This window comes from Halorussus lipolyticus (assembly GCF_029338375.1).
Taxonomy (GTDB): domain Archaea; phylum Halobacteriota; class Halobacteria; order Halobacteriales; family Haladaptataceae; genus Halorussus; species Halorussus lipolyticus.
In genome coordinates this window covers 1,725,711-1,741,597 of record NZ_CP119804.1, presented here as the reverse complement: position 1 = coordinate 1,741,597, position 15,887 = coordinate 1,725,711, and the positions used below count along the sequence as shown (strand labels likewise).

General features: G+C 59.6%; 20 protein-coding genes. 8 read left to right on the top strand and 12 right to left on the bottom strand.

Annotation, left to right across the window (positions count from 1 at the left end):
• The first annotated feature begins 139 nt into the window (after nt 1-139).
• Nucleotides 140-1,693: a cryptochrome/photolyase family protein gene (locus tag P2T57_RS08865; protein WP_276298832.1), complete on the top strand. Its 1,554-nt coding sequence runs from the start codon at nt 140-142 to the stop codon at nt 1,691-1,693.
• Here P2T57_RS08865 and P2T57_RS08860 read toward each other — a convergent pair.
• The 3 genes from P2T57_RS08860 to P2T57_RS08850 form a co-directional block, all read right to left on the bottom strand.
• On the bottom strand, nt 1,688-2,461 hold the full coding sequence (locus tag P2T57_RS08860; RefSeq protein ID WP_276298831.1) for an HAD-IIA family hydrolase: 774 nt from the start codon (nt 2,459-2,461) through the stop codon (nt 1,688-1,690). The two genes, P2T57_RS08865 and P2T57_RS08860, sit on opposite strands and share 6 nt — an antisense overlap.
• Nucleotides 2,458-2,670, bottom strand: a complete 213-nt coding sequence (locus P2T57_RS08855; protein ID WP_276298830.1) for a DUF7960 family protein — start codon at nt 2,668-2,670, stop codon at nt 2,458-2,460. The genes P2T57_RS08860 and P2T57_RS08855 overlap by 4 nt, the downstream gene beginning before the upstream one ends.
• 71 nt (nt 2,671-2,741) lie before the next feature.
• Nucleotides 2,742-3,230: a redoxin domain-containing protein gene (locus tag P2T57_RS08850; protein WP_276298829.1), complete on the bottom strand. Its 489-nt coding sequence runs from the start codon at nt 3,228-3,230 to the stop codon at nt 2,742-2,744.
• Between the two features lie 274 nt (nt 3,231-3,504).
• Between P2T57_RS08850 and P2T57_RS08845 the strand changes: the two genes are divergently transcribed.
• Complete coding sequence (locus P2T57_RS08845; RefSeq protein ID WP_276298828.1) at nt 3,505-4,518, top strand: DUF7490 domain-containing protein; 1,014 nt, start codon at nt 3,505-3,507, stop codon at nt 4,516-4,518.
• A gap of 10 nt (nt 4,519-4,528) precedes the next feature.
• Nucleotides 4,529-4,798, top strand: a complete 270-nt coding sequence (locus tag P2T57_RS08840) for a DUF8060 family membrane protein (RefSeq protein WP_276298827.1) — start codon at nt 4,529-4,531, stop codon at nt 4,796-4,798.
• 501 nt (nt 4,799-5,299) lie between these two features.
• On the opposite strand, the gene P2T57_RS08835 is transcribed toward P2T57_RS08840, so the two are convergent.
• From P2T57_RS08835 to P2T57_RS08810, 6 genes are read right to left on the bottom strand one after another with little or no spacing between them, the layout of a single operon-like run.
• A complete protein-coding gene (locus tag P2T57_RS08835; protein ID WP_276298826.1) occupies nt 5,300-6,313 on the bottom strand; it encodes a tyrosine-type recombinase/integrase in 1,014 nt (337 codons plus the stop codon).
• Nucleotides 6,306-6,899, bottom strand: coding sequence for a J domain-containing protein (locus tag P2T57_RS08830; RefSeq protein WP_276298825.1), 594 nt, complete (start codon nt 6,897-6,899; stop codon nt 6,306-6,308). Before P2T57_RS08830 ends, P2T57_RS08835 begins: the two co-directional genes overlap by 8 nt.
• On the bottom strand, nt 6,896-7,303 hold the full coding sequence (locus P2T57_RS08825; RefSeq protein ID WP_276298824.1) for a hypothetical protein: 408 nt from the start codon (nt 7,301-7,303) through the stop codon (nt 6,896-6,898). The genes P2T57_RS08830 and P2T57_RS08825 overlap by 4 nt, the downstream gene beginning before the upstream one ends.
• A complete protein-coding gene (locus P2T57_RS08820; protein WP_276298823.1) occupies nt 7,296-7,988 on the bottom strand; it encodes a DUF7835 family putative zinc beta-ribbon protein in 693 nt (230 codons plus the stop codon). The genes P2T57_RS08825 and P2T57_RS08820 overlap by 8 nt, the downstream gene beginning before the upstream one ends.
• Nucleotides 7,988-8,314 carry a helix-turn-helix transcriptional regulator gene (locus P2T57_RS08815; RefSeq protein WP_276298822.1) on the bottom strand — a complete coding sequence of 109 codons (327 nt, stop codon included), beginning with the start codon at nt 8,312-8,314 and terminating at the stop codon, nt 7,988-7,990. The genes P2T57_RS08820 and P2T57_RS08815 overlap by 1 nt, the downstream gene beginning before the upstream one ends.
• A complete protein-coding gene (locus P2T57_RS08810; protein ID WP_276298821.1) occupies nt 8,311-8,568 on the bottom strand; it encodes a hypothetical protein in 258 nt (85 codons plus the stop codon). Before P2T57_RS08810 ends, P2T57_RS08815 begins: the two co-directional genes overlap by 4 nt.
• Before the next feature lie 419 nt (nt 8,569-8,987).
• Here P2T57_RS08810 and P2T57_RS08805 point away from each other — a divergent pair, with 419 nt between their 5' ends.
• Both P2T57_RS08805 and P2T57_RS08800 read left to right on the top strand, forming a co-directional pair.
• A complete protein-coding gene (locus P2T57_RS08805) occupies nt 8,988-9,242 on the top strand; it encodes a winged-helix domain-containing protein (RefSeq protein ID WP_276298820.1) in 255 nt (84 codons plus the stop codon).
• A gap of 130 nt (nt 9,243-9,372) precedes the next feature.
• The gene (locus P2T57_RS08800; RefSeq protein ID WP_276298819.1) at nt 9,373-9,801 is read left to right on the top strand and encodes a hypothetical protein; all 429 of its coding nucleotides are present in this window, start codon (nt 9,373-9,375) and stop codon (nt 9,799-9,801) included.
• Here the strand turns inward: P2T57_RS08800 and P2T57_RS08795 are convergent.
• From P2T57_RS08795 to P2T57_RS08785, 3 genes are all read right to left on the bottom strand, one after another.
• Nucleotides 9,798-10,544, bottom strand: coding sequence for a DUF6338 family protein (locus P2T57_RS08795; protein ID WP_276298818.1), 747 nt, complete (start codon nt 10,542-10,544; stop codon nt 9,798-9,800). The two genes, P2T57_RS08800 and P2T57_RS08795, sit on opposite strands and share 4 nt — an antisense overlap.
• Nucleotides 10,545-10,706: 162 nt before the next feature.
• Complete coding sequence (locus P2T57_RS08790; RefSeq protein ID WP_276298817.1) at nt 10,707-11,969, bottom strand: hypothetical protein; 1,263 nt, start codon at nt 11,967-11,969, stop codon at nt 10,707-10,709.
• Between the two features lie 311 nt (nt 11,970-12,280).
• Nucleotides 12,281-12,802: a hypothetical protein gene (locus P2T57_RS08785; protein ID WP_276298816.1), complete on the bottom strand. Its 522-nt coding sequence runs from the start codon at nt 12,800-12,802 to the stop codon at nt 12,281-12,283.
• Between the two features lie 187 nt (nt 12,803-12,989).
• On the opposite strand from P2T57_RS08785, the gene P2T57_RS08780 reads away from it, so the two are divergent.
• The 3 genes from P2T57_RS08780 (at nt 12,990) to P2T57_RS08770 (ending at nt 15,768) form a co-directional block, all read left to right on the top strand.
• On the top strand, nt 12,990-13,472 hold the full coding sequence (locus tag P2T57_RS08780; protein WP_276298815.1) for a hypothetical protein: 483 nt from the start codon (nt 12,990-12,992) through the stop codon (nt 13,470-13,472).
• Nucleotides 13,473-14,285: 813 nt separating this feature from the next.
• On the top strand, nt 14,286-15,122 hold the full coding sequence (locus tag P2T57_RS08775) for a DNA adenine methylase (protein WP_276298814.1): 837 nt from the start codon (nt 14,286-14,288) through the stop codon (nt 15,120-15,122).
• 202 nt (nt 15,123-15,324) lie between these two features.
• Nucleotides 15,325-15,768, top strand: coding sequence for a hypothetical protein (locus tag P2T57_RS08770; protein ID WP_276298813.1), 444 nt, complete (start codon nt 15,325-15,327; stop codon nt 15,766-15,768).
• Nucleotides 15,769-15,887 lie beyond the last annotated feature (119 nt).

Below are 15,887 nucleotides of genomic sequence, written 5' to 3'. Positions count from 1 at the left end.
AGCCTCGCCCGTCTCGTGACCGCATCGGCCGAGATTCAGAGTCCAACTGCTGTTTCCGCGATACATCGACACCCCACCGGCACCCGCACAACCCCTCCCGCCACCCGAATTTATTCGTCGGCCGTCCGAATCTCCGCGTATGACCGTCTGGGTTCTGGGCGACCAGTTGCACCCCACAGCCGGACCGCTCGGCGACAGCGACCCGAGCGAGGAGCGCGTCCTCCTCGTAGAGGCCCACGGGTTCGCCCGCCGGATGCCCTACCATCCCCAGAAACTCACGCTCGTCTTCGCCGCGATGCGTCACTTCCGCGACGAGTTGCGCGCAGGGGGCTACGAAGTCGAGTACCGGCGTGCCGAGACTTTCGGTGAGGCCCTGTCCGCCCACTTCGACGCCCACCCCGACGACCGACTCCGGGTGATGGAACCCGCCAGCCACGGCGCGGCCGACCGACTCCGCGAACTCGTCGCCGACGCCGCGGGCGAGGACGGCCGCCTCGAAGTCACCGAAAACGACCTGTTCGTCTGCTCGCCCGACGAGTTCGACGCGCGATTCCCCGACGCTCTGCCCCGCCACGAGACCTTTTATCGGTGGATGCGCAGGGAGACGGGGTATCTGATGGAGTCGCCAGAAACCGATACGGCAGGCGAGGAGGTCCAATCGGACCCCGAACCCGCGGGCGGCGACTGGAACTACGACGACGAGAACCGCGAGTTCCCGCCCACGGAGTACCAGTTTCCCGACCCGCCCGCTTTCGAGGCCACCGAGACCACCCGCGAAGTCGCCGACTGGGTTCGCGACGAGTTCGAGACGTGGGGCGACGACGCCACTCACTTCCGCTGGCCCGTCACCCGCGAACAGGCCCTGACCGCCCTCGACCGATTCGTCGCCGAGCGCCTGCCCGAGTTCGGCCCGTATCAGGACGCCATGGTCGCTCGGTCGTGGTCGGGCAACCACGCCCTGCTCTCGTCGGCGTTGAACCTCGGTCTCCTCCGGCCAGAGGAGGTCGTCGAACGCGCTATCTCGGCATACGAGGCAGGCAACGCCCCAATCGGGAGCGTCGAGGGGTTCGTCCGGCAGGTGGTGGGGTGGCGCGAGTTCGTCCGCCACGCCTACCGCCGGCGGATGCCCGAGATGGCGCGAGCGAACCACCTCGGCGCGACTCGGGACCTCCCGGCGCTGTACTACGACGGCGAGACCGAGATGAACTGCCTCGAAACCGTCGTCGGGCGCGTCCGGAACCGGGGATACAGCCACCACATCGAGCGCCTGATGGTGCTGTCGAACTTTGCGCTCCTGTACGGCGCGAATCCCAACGAACTCAATCGCTGGTTCCACTTCGGCTACGTGGACGCCTACCACTGGGTCACGACCCCCAACGTGGTCGGCATGGGCACCTTCGGGACCGACGCGCTCTCGACCAAGCCCTACGCCGCCAGCGCCAACTACATCGACAAGATGAGCGACTTCTGCGGGGACTGTCGGTACAATCCCGACGCGACCACCGGCGACGAGGCCTGCCCGTTCAACGCCCTCTACTGGGACTTCCTCGCGGAGAACGACGACACGCTCCGGAGCAATCACCGGATGGGCCTGACCTACCACAACCTCGACCGGAAGGACGACGCGGACCTCGCCGCCATCCGCGAACGCGCCGCCGAGGTCCGGAGGTTGGCCGACGAGGGCGACCTATAGGAGCGTTTCGACCTCGGCCACCGAATCGAGGACGGCGTCTGGAACCATCTTATAATTCTCTGTGTCCGCGCGCGAGGCTACTCCCGTGAGGACCAGCGCGGTCCGAAGACCCGCCCGCTCGCCGAGGCGCATGTCGGTATCTAGCCTGTCGCCGACGACCAGTACCTCGTCTCCTCGCCCCGCGACCCGCGATTCGACTGCTTTCGCGGCGGTTTCGCCGGGCTTGCCAAGCATCGCGTCGGGATTCCGCCCGGCGGCCTCCGCGACGGCGGCGACGATGGCTCCCGACCCCGGAACCGGGCGGTCCGCAGAGGGAATCGTCGGGTCCGGGTCGGTCGCCAGAAAGGCGGCGTCGTCCAGCGCCCAGAGGGTCTCGCGGAGTCGGTCGTAGGTGAACTGGCGGTCGATAGAGGCCACGACGACATCGGCTTGGTCGGGGTCGGCGACGAGGAGGACGCCCCGGTCGGCCAGCATCTCGCGCAGACCCTCCTCGCCCAGCAGGTAGGTCGGGGCCTCGGGGTACTCCTCAGCCACGTAGTCGGCGGTCAGCGACCCCGAGGTCACCACGTCGTCGGGTCCGACCGCGAACCCGAGGCCTGCCAGCCAGTCGGCGTAGTCGGCGGGGGTTCGGGTCGGGTTGTTCGACAACATCAGCAGGTCGAGGCCGCGCTCGCGGAGTCGGTCAACCGTCTCGATGGCTCCCGGAATGGGGCGGTCTCCTCGGACCAGCGTGCCGTCAACGTCGAGGACGACGCTTCGGACCGTCACGAGTCGCTCGCCTCCACGGGGTTGGGTTCGGAGTCGGCGTCGAGGACCCACCGGACCAGTTTGGCCTCCACTCTGTCGCGGTCGGTGAACTGGCCGTCACCGGCGAAGACGGCCTCGCTCCGTTCCAGCATCTCGTTCTCGGTGCCGGACTGGTCGGGCACGTCCCGAATGTCGTTCAGCAAGGCCTCGAAGTCCTCGCGGATGTACATCGACTGAGGGTTGGGACTCGGAGACCTTGGCTCTGTTTGCACCCTCGGGTCGGCGGCGTTCTTCGGCGGCGCTACGCGGCGAGCGGTTCGCTCAACCGGGAGATGGCGTCCAGCACTTCTTCGAGGTCCGGTTTCTCGTAGGCGTCGTCGGCAGACCACGCGTAGCGCACGGTCTGGGTCTCGTCCACGACGAAGAACGCTCGCTTGCCCAGACCCGCTTGGCCCTCCCACGAGTCGTACCGAACGTCGAACCGCTCGGTCACGTCGCCGTCGGTGTCCGAGAGGAGCGGGAAGGTGATGTCGTGCTGGCCCGCGAACTCTCGGTGGGCGTAGAGGCTGTCCTGCGAGATGCCCAAGACCTGAACGTTCTCGAACTCGAACCACTCGACGTTCCGAATCGCGCATAGCTCTCGGGTGCAGACCGGACTGAAATCGCAGGGGTAGAACGCCAGCAGGACCGCGCCGTCGTCGGTGTACTCGGAGAGGCGATACTCGTCTCGGTCCTCGGACTGGATTCCGGGAAGTTCGAAATCGGGAACGTCTGTTCCGACTGAAAGCATTTTCTCACTAGAAGAATTAAAATAACTAAAAGGTAACGAGAGGAAGATTAGTTGGCGCGTTCCCTCGTACCAGACCGTCAACCGACGGAACTACCCTTCGAGGACACGTCCTCGTGGGTGACGCAAGAAATACTAATATTTGTTTGAGAATCGTTTCTGTTTCTAAGAGCAGTATGTAGGTTTCTCGAATCGCGCGGAGCGACTGGCGACCCGGCGGGACGCCGACCCCAGCCACACCACAAAGCACTTGATGACCTCCTGTGAGCCACGGAACATGAACCGCGAGACGATGCTGGCGGGCGCAGTCGTCCTCGTCGTCGCGGTGTCCGTCCTCGCCGTCGCCGTGGTCCCCGGCGCGATTGCCGACACCGAGTCCGACCCGGTTCGGACCGGCCACCTCTCGATTCAGGAGGTCGCAATCGCACCCGGCCCGGTGTCGGGCGGCACCGCGACCCTACAGGTCGATACCCGCCTCGAACACACGCAGGGGCGCTCGGAGAACGTGACCGTGCTAGTCCGGGCGGTCCACCTCGAATCCGGACTGGTCGAGACGACGAGCGAGCGGGCCGTTTCCCCCATCTCGGGCGAGCGAGAGGTCTCGGTCCGCCAGAACCTCTCGGTCGAACGCTCGGGTGGCTACCGCATCGAGACGGTGGTCTACCGCGACGGCGAGCGCATCGCCGAGGGACGAAAGGAGGTCCGCGGCGTCGGCACGCTGACGCCGGAGTACGCCCGGACCAGCGTCAACTTCCACTGGCAGGGCCAGAAGGGTCTCCCGCCGGTCGAGTACACGATTCAGGATGCTGAAGACAACCGGACGACCCTGAACGTCTCGACCTTCCTGACCAACGAGGGCGACGTGGCCTCCGACCAACTGCGCGTGGTCTTCACCGTCCGACAGGCCGACTCGAACATCGTCGCCGACCGCTCCTCGGCGCAGGTCGGCCAGATAGCGCCGGGCCGGACCGCCACTCCGAGCGTCGAACTCTCGGTCCCCGACGGCTACAACTACTACCTCGACGCGGTGCTGTGGAAAGATGGCGTCATCGTCGGCACCGCTCGGAGCGTGGCCAACCTGAACCCGACTGAGACCGTCGCGGCCAACGAGACGGTCCGCGAGGTCGGCATCGAGGTCGGCGACTTCGACGGCGACCGACGGGGCGACAAGGACCGGGACTACGAGACGACCATCGAGAGCGGCGCGTCCGGCGGCGTGCCCGGATTCGGAACCGGCGTGGCCGTCGTTGCACTCGGCGGCGCGCTCCTGCTGGCGCGACGGAAATCGTGAGAACCCACCTATGAGCGAAGCCAACACCGACACCGAGATTCCCGACGAATCGACCGCCAACTTCGACGTGCAGACCAACCTCTACCGGGCCGCGCTGGGCCTGTTCGCCCTGCTGGCCGTGGTCGCGGTGATTCAACTCTACGCGAGCGCGAACGCCACCATCAACACCTTCATCTCCCACGAGTACCGGCCGCTGTTCCGCGCGGCGTTCAATCTGGTCGTGTTGCTTGTTTCAGGGATTGGGATTTCGTGGAGCGTCCGGAAATTGAGCAACAACTGACCCTTTCCGAGACGACCACATCCCGAAACGTAACACCTCGATACTTCGTTGCTCTGTCTCGTCCGAAGGCCTCGGACTGTTCGTCTTCGAATCGGTAGACTCCGGAGATGTCTAACCGTAGAGAGCAACGTCGCTTGTCTCGCCTCAACGCGTCGTTTTCCGGATCCAGAGACGGGCATCTGATTCGACGGCGGCCGAGAGCAGAGGCACGAGTCGGATGCCGGCGAGCAAGGGCCTCGAATCCCACCGGAAGAACGTGGCGTAGTGAGGTCGCCAGCGCGTCTCCGGAGATGGATTCTGGCCCTGTCGGTACGTGGTAAATATCTACTCACATGGACTGGACCGACCAGAACGAGACAGTTCGGAAATCGAATTCCTGTAGAGCGTTAGCTCAGACTTCTGTCGGATTGTAACGAACTGGAAAGGAAGTGGGCCAACGCGGATACTCATTTTGAATTAACTCCTGCATCCGTGTCAAGATTGAATCCCGGAACATGAATCTCAGATTCCGAGGTGGTCTCGCCGCTGGTTCATCTTCTCGCGCTCCGACCGCCGGTCGTAGTGCTTGTCCAGCACGTCTTGGGTTACGTCCATCCGGTCGCTCACGATCTCGACCGGAACGTCCTCCAGAAGGTGGGCGGTAATCGCACCGCTCCGAACGTCGTGGGGCGACCGCGACGACGGGCACTTGCTCATGTACGCCCGTTCAGTCGCCTCGCACTCCCCGATGTCTCGGTCGTGCGGACACCCGTCGCCGTACCAGCACGGTCGCGTCATGAGGTAGACCGAATTCCGGACCGTCGAGCGCGACGCACGGCCTTGGGAGGTGGTCAACACCGGACGCCTCCCGTAATCGTCGGTCACATCCTCCCGCGGACCGTCCCGGTAGTCCTTCACCACGCGAGCGACGTGTTCGGACAGCGCGACCCACCGCTGGCTGTTCTCCGCGTTCTTCAGCGGCGTGTCCTCCTCGGGACGATGCACCAGCTCGACGGCGGGTTCGTCCCAGTCGAAGTCGTCGAGGTCGAGACTCCGGAGCGCGCCCGAACGCATTCCGGTCCGCCAGAGCAACAGCAGGATGACGTGGTTGCGACTCGCGTAGTGATAGCGTTCGAGATAGTCGAGCGCGGCCTCCGCCCGGTCCGGTTCGAGATTCGTCTTGCTGGCCTGCTCGCTGTCCGAGACCGTCGGCAACATCACCTTGTTGCGCAGTCCCTCCGGCACGGCGTCGATGGACGCGCAGAACCCGAGGAACACGCGCAGGGTCGAAAGTTGGCCCTGTAGCGAGACCAATTCGAGGTCGGCGTCCTCCCGACGATGCACGCGGAAGGCGTGGAGGTCCCGCCCGGACACGTCGTTCATGTTCGTGATGCCCTCCTCCTCGCACCACAGCACGAACTGCTTCAGTCGGTAGCGGTGCGATTGCAGGGTCTCATCGCTCACTTCGTCCCGGCGGTGGTCGATGTAGAGGTCCACCGCGGCTTCAGGTGCGATGGGTTCGAGATCGTCACTCATCGAGCATCGCCTCCCGTGCGTCCTTCAGGCGACGGAACTCGGCTTGGCTCCCGCCGTGGTCGGGGTGAGCGCGCTGGACTTCTCGGCGGAACGCCTCGCGGACATCCTCCGGGTCGGCGTCGCGCGGGACGCCGAGGAGTTCGTGGGGCGGTTCGCTGGCGGCGACCGAGACGGGGTCGGCGGACTCCTCGCCCGGCGGGAGTCGCGCGTTGGCGAACTCGGACTCGCCGGTCTCGACCGGGCGCTGTTCCATCTTGCGCTTCTCGCGGACGTAGAGGTAGAGCGTCCGAACGTTGTCGCGCAGACGCGAGTAGGCGTCGCAGGCGACCGCGTACTGCTCGCCGTCCATCGTCCACCGGACGACCGCGCTCGGGTCCTCGGGGTTCGCGTCGGCGTAGGGGTAGTTCGGGTTGCGCTTCTGGTGGCTGGCGTCCGTCGAGAGTCGCCAGTCGTCAACGCCGAGGAGTTCGAGTTCGGCGTCGAGGTCGTCGATGGAGTCCCGGAGCGACGCCTCGTAGCGGTTGTTCCGCTCGCGGTTCGTCGGGTCGGTTCGGTCGAAGCCGGTCGGCCAGTTGAGCGCGCTCATGCCTCTCCCTCCGTGTCGCCGGAGACTCGTCGCCACTTGTCGTGTACTTCTTCGCGGACCTCTTCGTCGGGAATCTGGTCGCAACCCTCACAGTGGAGCGGTTCGCCGGGTTCTTGTCCCCACGACCAACTCCCGCAGTTCTCGCACTCGGGGTACTCGATGCCGAGCCGGTTCTCGATTACCGAGAAAATCCGCTGGGACCGGGCTCGCAGACGGTCGAGCGTGTCGAACGTCACTTGCTCGTTGGTGATGAGGTCCCACACGGCGGACAGTTCGTCTTGGAGCGCGTCGGTCTCCCGGCGCTTTGGGTGTGGTCGGTCGAGGAGTTCCTGAGCGCGCTGTTCGTCGCTTCGCTGGTCGTCCTGTTCGGTCGGCTCGTCGTCAGAAGTTCGCGTTTCAGGCATCGGTCAGTCGCACCTCCTCGGTCGCGCCGCAGACGGAACACTCGGTGACTCGGTACGGTTCGCGCGAGAACGACGAGTCCGGGTTCTCGGTCCGGAGTTCGACCGCGACAGCGTGGGGCGTCTCGCGCTCGCAGTCCGGGCACTCCTCGGTCAGCTCCGAGAACGCGCCCGCGGCGTCGGTGTCCGGAGTCTTAGCGACACCGCCGTCCGTAACGAGTTGGTCGTCTTTGTCGTTCCTTCCCCGGACGGTCACTACGTCCTCGGGTCGGAACGAACGGTTCGTCTCGCAGGGCGTGCCCCCGCCGTGAGCGTAGACGCCCGCGGCGACGAAGCGAATCTCGTCGGTGTGATGTTGGCAAACGGCGTGTCCGTCGGCATCGATAGCGAACGCATCGCCGCGTCCGATAACACCGTTCTCCTCGGGTCCTGCGAGTTGGTCGCCGCAGACGCCGCACTCGATGGGGTAACAGAAGTACCGCCCTTCCAGCCACTCAGCGGTGACTTTCGGTTCGTCCTCTTCGTTCGGAGCGCCGCCGTCGGTAGCGAGACCGCGGCCGCGGTCGAGGAGCGCCATGTCGTGAGCGGTGAGCGTAGCGATTCGACACCCGCAGGGGTCGAAGGCGTGAGCGTCGGGAGCGTAGGTTTTGACGCCCTCGATAGTCGCGCCACAGTCGGGGCACTGCATCAGGCGTCACCTCCGTCGGTCGAGAGTCCGACCTGCTGTGCGCGGCGCTCGGTGCGCGCTTCCAGAAGGTCGCGCCCTTCGTCGGTCGTGGCGTACTCGTTCGTCCGGTCGTCCTTCTTGCCCTTCTGGAGGAGACCGCGGTCGGTGAGACCGTCGAGGTTCTGGTAGAGCCGCGAGTGGTTGATCTCCTCGTCATACTCGGTTTCGAGGAGGTCCTTCACGGCGAGGCCCTTCGGCGCGTCGCCGTCGCGCTCCAGCGCGCGCACCGCGTACAGCAGGTCGCGCTCGAACGCGTGGAGGTCCGCGAAGCGAACTCCGGCGTTCATGCCGACCCCTCCCGGTGGTCGCTCCGGAGGTCCTGATACGGACCGGCGGGCGTCAGCAGCCGGAGGTCGTCGCGCTCGAACGTTTCGCCGGTCGATTTGTTCTGTAGTTGGCGGAACGTGCCGTCGGCGTCGGTGTGGCGAGCGCAGGAGACGCACCAGAAATGGTTGTTCGTCGGCTCCCACGACCGATGCCCGTTCGGGCACACCCACTTCCACCGATCTGACTCGTCTTCGAGACGTATTTCCTCAGACATCTGTCGCCGACTGACGAACGTGCTTGTAAAAGTTCGAATCCTTAAGCGAAGTGAAAGTGAAACTGTAGCCGAAGCGGTCGGCGTGGCTTCGATTTTTCGTTGTGGCGATGCGCGTCGTCGTGCGGGAGTTTCAAGTCCCGTCGTCGTGTTTGCGTACATGGCTTCCGTACTCCAGTTACGGAGGCTCACGCGGACCCGATGCCCCTAACATCGGGGTCCGCTTTCTGAATGGACCCGCCGGGGAGCGACGGGTCCGCGATTTTGTCTCCGTACTGCCCAGTGAAAATGGCAGGGTAATAAAATTTGCCCAATTATTTGGTCATAGTGACCCAATATTTGTCCACAATCTGATTTATTCGGTGGCATTAATATTCTGCTCTTGTGAGTCCCAGTCAATGCGACGCCGTCGCGCATCGTGGATGACGGGAAGCGACGACAAAATCCTTGAACTGCTGGAGGAAAGTGGCGTCGCTCTCAATAAGAAGGGTTTAGAGGTTAACTTTGAGTTAGAGGACGAAGGAATTTCGTATTCGACCATCAAGCGTCGTCTGCCGATGCTGGAGGAATCTGGACTAGTTGAGCAAGTTCGTGAGAAAGGTTCCTACTATCGAATTACACAGAAAGGACAGCAGTATCTCGCTGGCGACCTCGACGCGAGCGAGTTAGAAAGGTAGAACGGAAATAGGCCGATACATCCGTTATAGGGCCTATCTCAAGCAATAGCGGGAAATTACGACAAAGCTAATTACTGGACTATCACAAAATGTTAATACGGTACAGCCAAACTTGCAAATAGAGAGGGACATGACTTCCAAAGAATTCCTTCCACTGGCGATCTTGAACTCGGCTGAAGAGGGCCGTGTGGAAGGACGGACACGGTTTCAGAAGTTGATTTTTCTTATACAGAACGACTTTAATGTCCCTGAAAAATTCGATTATATACCGTACGATTACGGCCCATTCTCGAAAGAACTCTGCGAGGAAATTGAGCGACTTGAACGACAAGGATTCGTTAAGAGAAGACAAGAACAGATTCCCAACGGGAAAAAATACCTCTATAATCTCACGGACGAGGGGCGCGCCCACTTTCAGCAGTTAGAAGATTCGGAGCCCGAAGAAGCGAAGGAAGCAGCCGAAACTGTAGAACAGACTTTCAACGATGTTCCTATATCACGTCTGTTGGAATATGTGTATAACAATTATCCGGACTATGCAGAAGAGAGTGTTCTTTAGTTCTCTTCCTTAGCTTCTTCCGTCTCTGGTGCTTCTTCAGAGTGATCCTCATCACCCTGTTCCCCTGAATCATCTAAGTCCTGAAACTCCGGAACTTCATCTGGCTCTATGTCACCTTTTGGTAATGATGCGTATTCTCCCTCTTTCTCCTGATCATGGAAGTGAATTTGGGATACGTCCTTGTGGGAGAGATAAGCCGCGTTGTTCTCTTTCTCAATAGCTCGCTCTTTTCGAGAGTCTTTTGCCAACGGGGAGATGACGATGTCACCTTGCTCATCAAGTGAATTGTATCGGGCAACTATACCCTCAATATTGTCTCCTGTTGAGGTGACTATCGTGACGTATTCTTGGCGTAGTTCTGATTTCGTATATTCCCACGGTTGTTGTTTGTCGCTAAACGTCCACTCGGTATCACCGTGGAATTTGTTTTTAACCTTCCCCGCGGAATACCCCATGATACAACTCAATCCTGTTTGTATTAAAATTCCAGTGAGCAATCCTAAGGATGTGATATTTTGAGTATCACCGAGCCTAATCGGCTCGTTACCGCCTAGGTGTCTAAAAAGAATCAGCAATATCATCGCTGACAAAACCCCTGCACTTAGAGCATATCCAAGTTTATCCACCCGTGGCAAATCGTCAACTGCCTTATTACCGTGTATAAATGCTTTCACGAAAGCAAATCCGGGTAAGACGAGTGGGAGAAGAATCAGTGAGCCCAGACTTAGCGGTGCAGGTGCCACGTAGCGTGTCAATATAAGTTAACTCGTGATAAATTTGCCGAAACTATCAACAGGAATTTGAACAGATAAATTGGAGTTTTATTGTCATCTTTCATATTGCAGGTGATTAATAAGTGATCGAGAAGAGCAAAACAGGACGAGACTCTTAGAGAAAAACGAAATCTACAGTTGGACGTACGGATTCTCCGAGTCCCGTAGGTACTCCCTCGCGGGATTCGTCACACCGTCTGCTCGGTCCTCTCTAAACTGCTGGGCCTCGGCGACGTGCGCGAGTCGGCGCGGCTTACCGAACGTTTTCCGGAACTCCGGCGAGGTGCCGAACTTCTCTTTGACGTTCGAGCCAGACTCGTCGTACGTCGGGGGCACTGACGGCAGTCCCTTCACGTTGGGGAGGCTCCCGTTAGCGTCGAGGTAGCCTTCGAGGTCGTCCTCGTCTTGCGCTCGAAGCTTCAGTGCTCGGGCCTCGTTGGGAATCATCGTACTGCCGTACTTGTCGGCTCCCGTCGGCCCTCCTCCCGAGGAGTATCGAGAGTACTGCCACGCACCGTTCAGGAGCGAACTGAACCCTTGCACACCGAGGTCGGTGATGAAGGAACCGAACCACTCGGACCGCGGACTGATGATTGGTAGCCCAACCTCGCTCCCGATGTCCGAGAGGTCCTCGACGAACGTCTGCATCCGTGCCGCGCGGTTCGTCTGCCAGATCTTGTTCGGTTGGTGGACTGTCAGCGCGATTCCCGCGTAGTCGCCTTCTTCGAGGGCTTGCTCCAGCACTTGAAGACACTCCGACGCGGTGTCGTCACTCGCGTTCGGGTCGAGCGACTGGTAGTCCATGTAGAGGTGGAAGTACGAGTCGCTGTCTTTTCCAGCGACTGCCTCAGCCATCTTCTCGTTGGACCGACGCCATGCCTCGACCAGTTCGTCGCTGAAGTTGCGCGACATCTGGGGAACTGGAGGGATGACGACCGAACTCGGCCGCTCGTCCGCTTGCGCCGCGAGAACTTGGAAGTACGTCTCGAAGTGCTCCGGTTCGAGAGAAATCCACGCTTCTTGGGTCGTGTCGATTTTCTTGTCAGTGGGTGAGACCTGAGCCGCTCCATCGACTTCTTCTAAGAGTCGATTGATGTTAGCGTGGAGGAAGGGGTGGATGAACTCCGGGAGTTCCCGAAACGCGTCTGAGTGCTTTCCTTGGGTGAGAAGCGACTCGAAGTACTCTTTGTCCCACGTGCTGTGTTTGAACAGGTAGTTGGTCAGCGTCTTTGTCAGTTTGTAGTTGTACAGCTCGGGAGGGTCGTAGAAGACGAGCGGATGATTCTCTTCGAGTTCTTGGATCTCCTCGTCGCCCACGTAGGTCCCCCGGTCGTTTGTCCGCGTTTTGATACCGGGTTTGTCTCGAAGCCACGACCACTTCGCGGCAGGCACCATGATCGGATTAGTTTGGTCGAGCGCATCTACATGGTCAAGAAGGGCGTGTAGCCCTTCTGCCCCTTTCAATTCGGGTATGTAGACCGGGGACGGAATGTCGTCGTGATTCCCCATTCGAAACGTTTCCTCGCCGTCGCTGGATTCGGTCAAATATCGATGTTCTTCAGTCATATTCATTCCTCCGAACTAACTTGTTCGGGCGGCTAGGTGTAAGTACATGTATCCTATTAAATGTATGCAGACCAAAGTGAAAGTGGAAAGAGTGCCTTGGAAATAGGACACAGAGACAAAAAGAACAGAACGAACCGTATTTAAAACTCTTCCGCGGTGACGTTGCTAGTATTGTTTGTTTCTTTATCGAGAGGCTCCATAACATCTTCATCAAGAGATCGGAAAAATTTGAGCGTTCGATTACGCTCGTCATGATATCGGATATCACCGAGAATCATGTCCTCTGAGACAAAATCACCGATTTCTACTGAGTGCTTTCCCTTCGAGAAAGTCGGAATATTCTCAGCGTGAAGATGGATATGGACGTGGTGTACTCTCGACGTGCCGCGAACACCTTCTTGAGTGTAATAGGTGTTTTCAGTGACTTGTTCGTCCACATCACGATAAGGAACCTCTTGATCGTCAATACGGACCGATAGCTGATTTTCCACTGAGGTCCGCCGACTCTCGAAGTAGTTGGCTTTCGATTCTGGCAGAATACCAGTATCTATCGTCTCTTCACGCTCACACTCTTCACAGTAGAAGGTGGTTCGGATGTCTTCGGAAATGGTTGTATTTGGATTTGTTTCTCGTGATTCGGTATCTTCTTTGAGGACGAACACACCGTCTTCCTCGGTCGCACCGCACTCTGAACAGCAAACGATGAACATTATATAGGGTCACTATTTCGAACAAGTTCAATATTCTGGCGATTTGAGAACCGGGTATGCCGATCTATTTCTTCTAGGGGGTGAAAACTCGTACAACAAATTTAAAATAAGGATTCTGCAAGGTACTGAACAAGACCAGATGATAGACCTAACGGACTTACAGGAGGACATTCTGACGCTCGCGGTCGAGCATCCCGACAAGACCAACGAGGAGATCGCCGCGATACTCGACTGCTCGCCCGACTGGGTAGGTGACGTTCGCCGAGACTACGAACACAAGGTAAACGAGAATCAAGTCACCGACGAGCTGAACACCGTCTCCGGAACAGCAAGCAATCCACCCGCTCCGAGTACGAACGAGGAAAGCGAGGGGACAGACCGTACGATGGAAATTGTCTTAGCAACCGGACTCTGGTGGATGCCAATTATCATCATGCTCCAAGGTGGGCAACCGCCCGTGGGCGCATGGGCATTTTTCGGCATTGGGTGGATCGGCGTACCTGCCGCGGTCTTCCTCGACGCGAAGGGCCGAGGCAGTATCGGCGGTGGGCTGATTTACACGATAGCGAGCGTGTGCCTACCGATGGTTGCCGGATTAGTGTACCTCTCTCGGCGTGAATAGATTCCGCAGTCTCAGTATCAACGGTTCTTCTCACTAGATGGAACCACAGATGAACTAGTATTTTCACTCAATTTCACTCTCTAATTCTAGCTCTTCTACAGTTTCTTCATTGATTCCGTTTAGAGTCCGGTAAACACACTCTAACACCTCTTGCGTTCGGCGTCTAATTAAGACTGCATCACTCGATTCTATATCAATGAATATGCCATCAGCCGTCACTCGGGTGTCTGTTACTTTCGGCAATGTAGGAATGCTCTCTTCAACCGCGGATAAAAATACGTTTGTATCGAACGGTTCTCCATGATTCATATCGTCGTGAATCTTTGCTATTCGATGCCTTTCAAATCGAAATGCCTCGTCTAATTGGTTCGCACTTGCTGGATTTCGACCGTTACGGTAGTATTTGAGTTCTACGATGCATGCGCTTCTAATAATAGAGTGGTCGTATGAGTGCAACATTGGTCGAAGCTTTCCCTTTCGGAACTCTACATCATCCAGTTGTTCTAAGGATTCTCGAATGCTGGTACGAGTTTGGAAAACATATGATGAGTAGCTGAGATAACCAGTAAATAGTAGAAGTAACGTGTTAAACACAGTCAACGGATTTGATGAAAGGTATTCTACTATCTTTCCGGATATCATAAGTAGACGAAAGGAAGAAGCTGATTAGAGTTTTACTGAAACTGATTATTGTATTCTGCTTGCCAAGCTTGAAGTGTTTCTAAAAATCTCATGTAGCCGAATAACTGTTCTCCGATCCACAATCCGTCCACCCCGCAGATTTAACACACACCCGGTTTCTCTCGGTCCTACATGACCACCCTCCGAACTCCGTTCCCCTACGTCGGCGGCAAGTCCCAACTCGCCGACTGGATTCGCGCGCACTTTCCCGACCACCGACGCTACGTCGAGGTGTTCGGCGGCGCGGCGTCGGTCCTGTTCCACAAGACGCCCGCGCCCGAGGAGGTCTACAACGACCTGAACACCGACTGCACGCACTTCTTCGAGACCGTCCGCGACCAGCCGGACGCGCTCGCCGACTGGCTGGCCGACGTGGACTACACCGAGGAGCGGTTCGACCGCTGGGCCGACGCCTACTACGCTGGCGAGCGGGCCGACGCCGCGGTCGAGCGCGCCGGGCGCTTCTACTTCCTCCGGTACGCCCAGTACAACGCCGCGATAGCCCACCGGTCGGGCTTTCGCGCTGGCGAGAAGCGAGCGCGCCGCTGGCAGACCGCGCGGTCGCGCGACCGACTCCGGACGCTGGCCGACCGCTTCGCCGCGGTCGAGATTCGCGCGCTCGACTGGCGGGACGTGCTGGCCGAGTACGACGACCCGGACGCCGTGTTCTACCTCGACCCGCCCTACCTCGGGCGCGAACACTACTACCGCGCGACCGAGTTCGCCCACGACGACCTCGCCGACGCGCTGGCCGACCTCGACGCCGACTGGTTGGTGTCCTACGACGATCTCCCCGCGGCGCTCGCGGACCGCGAGGACCTGTTCGTCGTCTCGACCGACCACTACCACCACATGGGCGCGTACTCGAAAGACGACTGTGGCGCGACCGAGCGATTGGTCTGTAACTTCGACCCCGACGCCCTCGACCGCGACCGCGGCCAAACCGACCTCGCGGCCTTCGGCGACTAATCGCGCCCGCGCAGTACTACGCGCGATTGGGACTCGTCGATCGTCGGTAGACGAACTATCTATTTCGCGCTGCGCTCCCGGACCCGGTCGGTAGACGAATTATCTACCCCGCGGATCTCGACAGGGTAGACGAATCGTCTACTCACGCTCGCGGCGTCCGGTAGACGAAACGTATATTTGGGACCCGGTTCGTCCGAATCTCATGTCAGCCGAACTGACGAAAACCGACACCTACGGAGAGACCTTCCGCGTCGAGTACGAGAACGTCGCCTCGCCGCTGGGCGGCACGACCCGCTTCTACGTCTCGGAGGTCGGAGGGCGCGAGCGCGTTGAGGTCGGCGACGGCCCGGACGGACGCCGCAACGCCCGGACGTTGGCGGCGACCCTCGCCGCGGCTGGCGTCGAATCGCTCGCCGTACTCCCGCCCGAGTTCGGACCGAGCGCCCACGACGGCGACGAGTGGGAAGCGTGGGCCGACGACTCGTTCGCGGTGCCAACGAGGGTCGCCACGGCCTCGCGCGCCGCTATCGCAGGCTGGCTGAAGGTCGTCCACAGACAGCGCGAGGAGTGGATAGCCAGCGAGGTCGGCGTCTCGGAGGACACCGTGGTTCAGTACCTGAGCGACCTGCGGGAAGGGCGGCGATAATATTACTGCACATATATCGGATAACCAATAGAAATATGTGGCTCTAATTTCAATATAAAACTATGACACAACCGTTGGATGAAATTGATTCGCTAATTCTTGAGGCAATGGACCGGAGA

Coding starts and splice junctions, on each gene's coding strand:
- P2T57_RS08865 (WP_276298832.1), top strand. CDS start 140: ATGACCGTCTGGGTTCTGGGCGACCAGTTGCACCCCACAGCCGGACCG.
- P2T57_RS08855 (WP_276298830.1), bottom strand. CDS start 2,670: ATGTACATCCGCGAGGACTTCGAGGCCTTGCTGAACGACATTCGGGAC.
- P2T57_RS08850 (WP_276298829.1), bottom strand. CDS start 3,230: ATGCTTTCAGTCGGAACAGACGTTCCCGATTTCGAACTTCCCGGAATC.
- P2T57_RS08845 (WP_276298828.1), top strand. CDS start 3,505: ATGAACCGCGAGACGATGCTGGCGGGCGCAGTCGTCCTCGTCGTCGCG.
- P2T57_RS08840 (WP_276298827.1), top strand. CDS start 4,529: ATGAGCGAAGCCAACACCGACACCGAGATTCCCGACGAATCGACCGCC.
- P2T57_RS08835 (WP_276298826.1), bottom strand. CDS start 6,313: ATGAGTGACGATCTCGAACCCATCGCACCTGAAGCCGCGGTGGACCTC.
- P2T57_RS08830 (WP_276298825.1), bottom strand. CDS start 6,899: ATGAGCGCGCTCAACTGGCCGACCGGCTTCGACCGAACCGACCCGACG.
- P2T57_RS08825 (WP_276298824.1), bottom strand. CDS start 7,303: ATGCCTGAAACGCGAACTTCTGACGACGAGCCGACCGAACAGGACGAC.
- P2T57_RS08820 (WP_276298823.1), bottom strand. CDS start 7,988: ATGCAGTGCCCCGACTGTGGCGCGACTATCGAGGGCGTCAAAACCTAC.
- P2T57_RS08815 (WP_276298822.1), bottom strand. CDS start 8,314: ATGAACGCCGGAGTTCGCTTCGCGGACCTCCACGCGTTCGAGCGCGAC.
- P2T57_RS08810 (WP_276298821.1), bottom strand. CDS start 8,568: ATGTCTGAGGAAATACGTCTCGAAGACGAGTCAGATCGGTGGAAGTGG.
- P2T57_RS08805 (WP_276298820.1), top strand. CDS start 8,988: ATGACGGGAAGCGACGACAAAATCCTTGAACTGCTGGAGGAAAGTGGC.
- P2T57_RS08800 (WP_276298819.1), top strand. CDS start 9,373: ATGACTTCCAAAGAATTCCTTCCACTGGCGATCTTGAACTCGGCTGAA.
- P2T57_RS08790 (WP_276298817.1), bottom strand. CDS start 11,969: ATGGTGCCTGCCGCGAAGTGGTCGTGGCTTCGAGACAAACCCGGTATC.
- P2T57_RS08780 (WP_276298815.1), top strand. CDS start 12,990: ATGATAGACCTAACGGACTTACAGGAGGACATTCTGACGCTCGCGGTC.
- P2T57_RS08775 (WP_276298814.1), top strand. CDS start 14,286: ATGACCACCCTCCGAACTCCGTTCCCCTACGTCGGCGGCAAGTCCCAA.
- P2T57_RS08770 (WP_276298813.1), top strand. CDS start 15,325: ATGTCAGCCGAACTGACGAAAACCGACACCTACGGAGAGACCTTCCGC.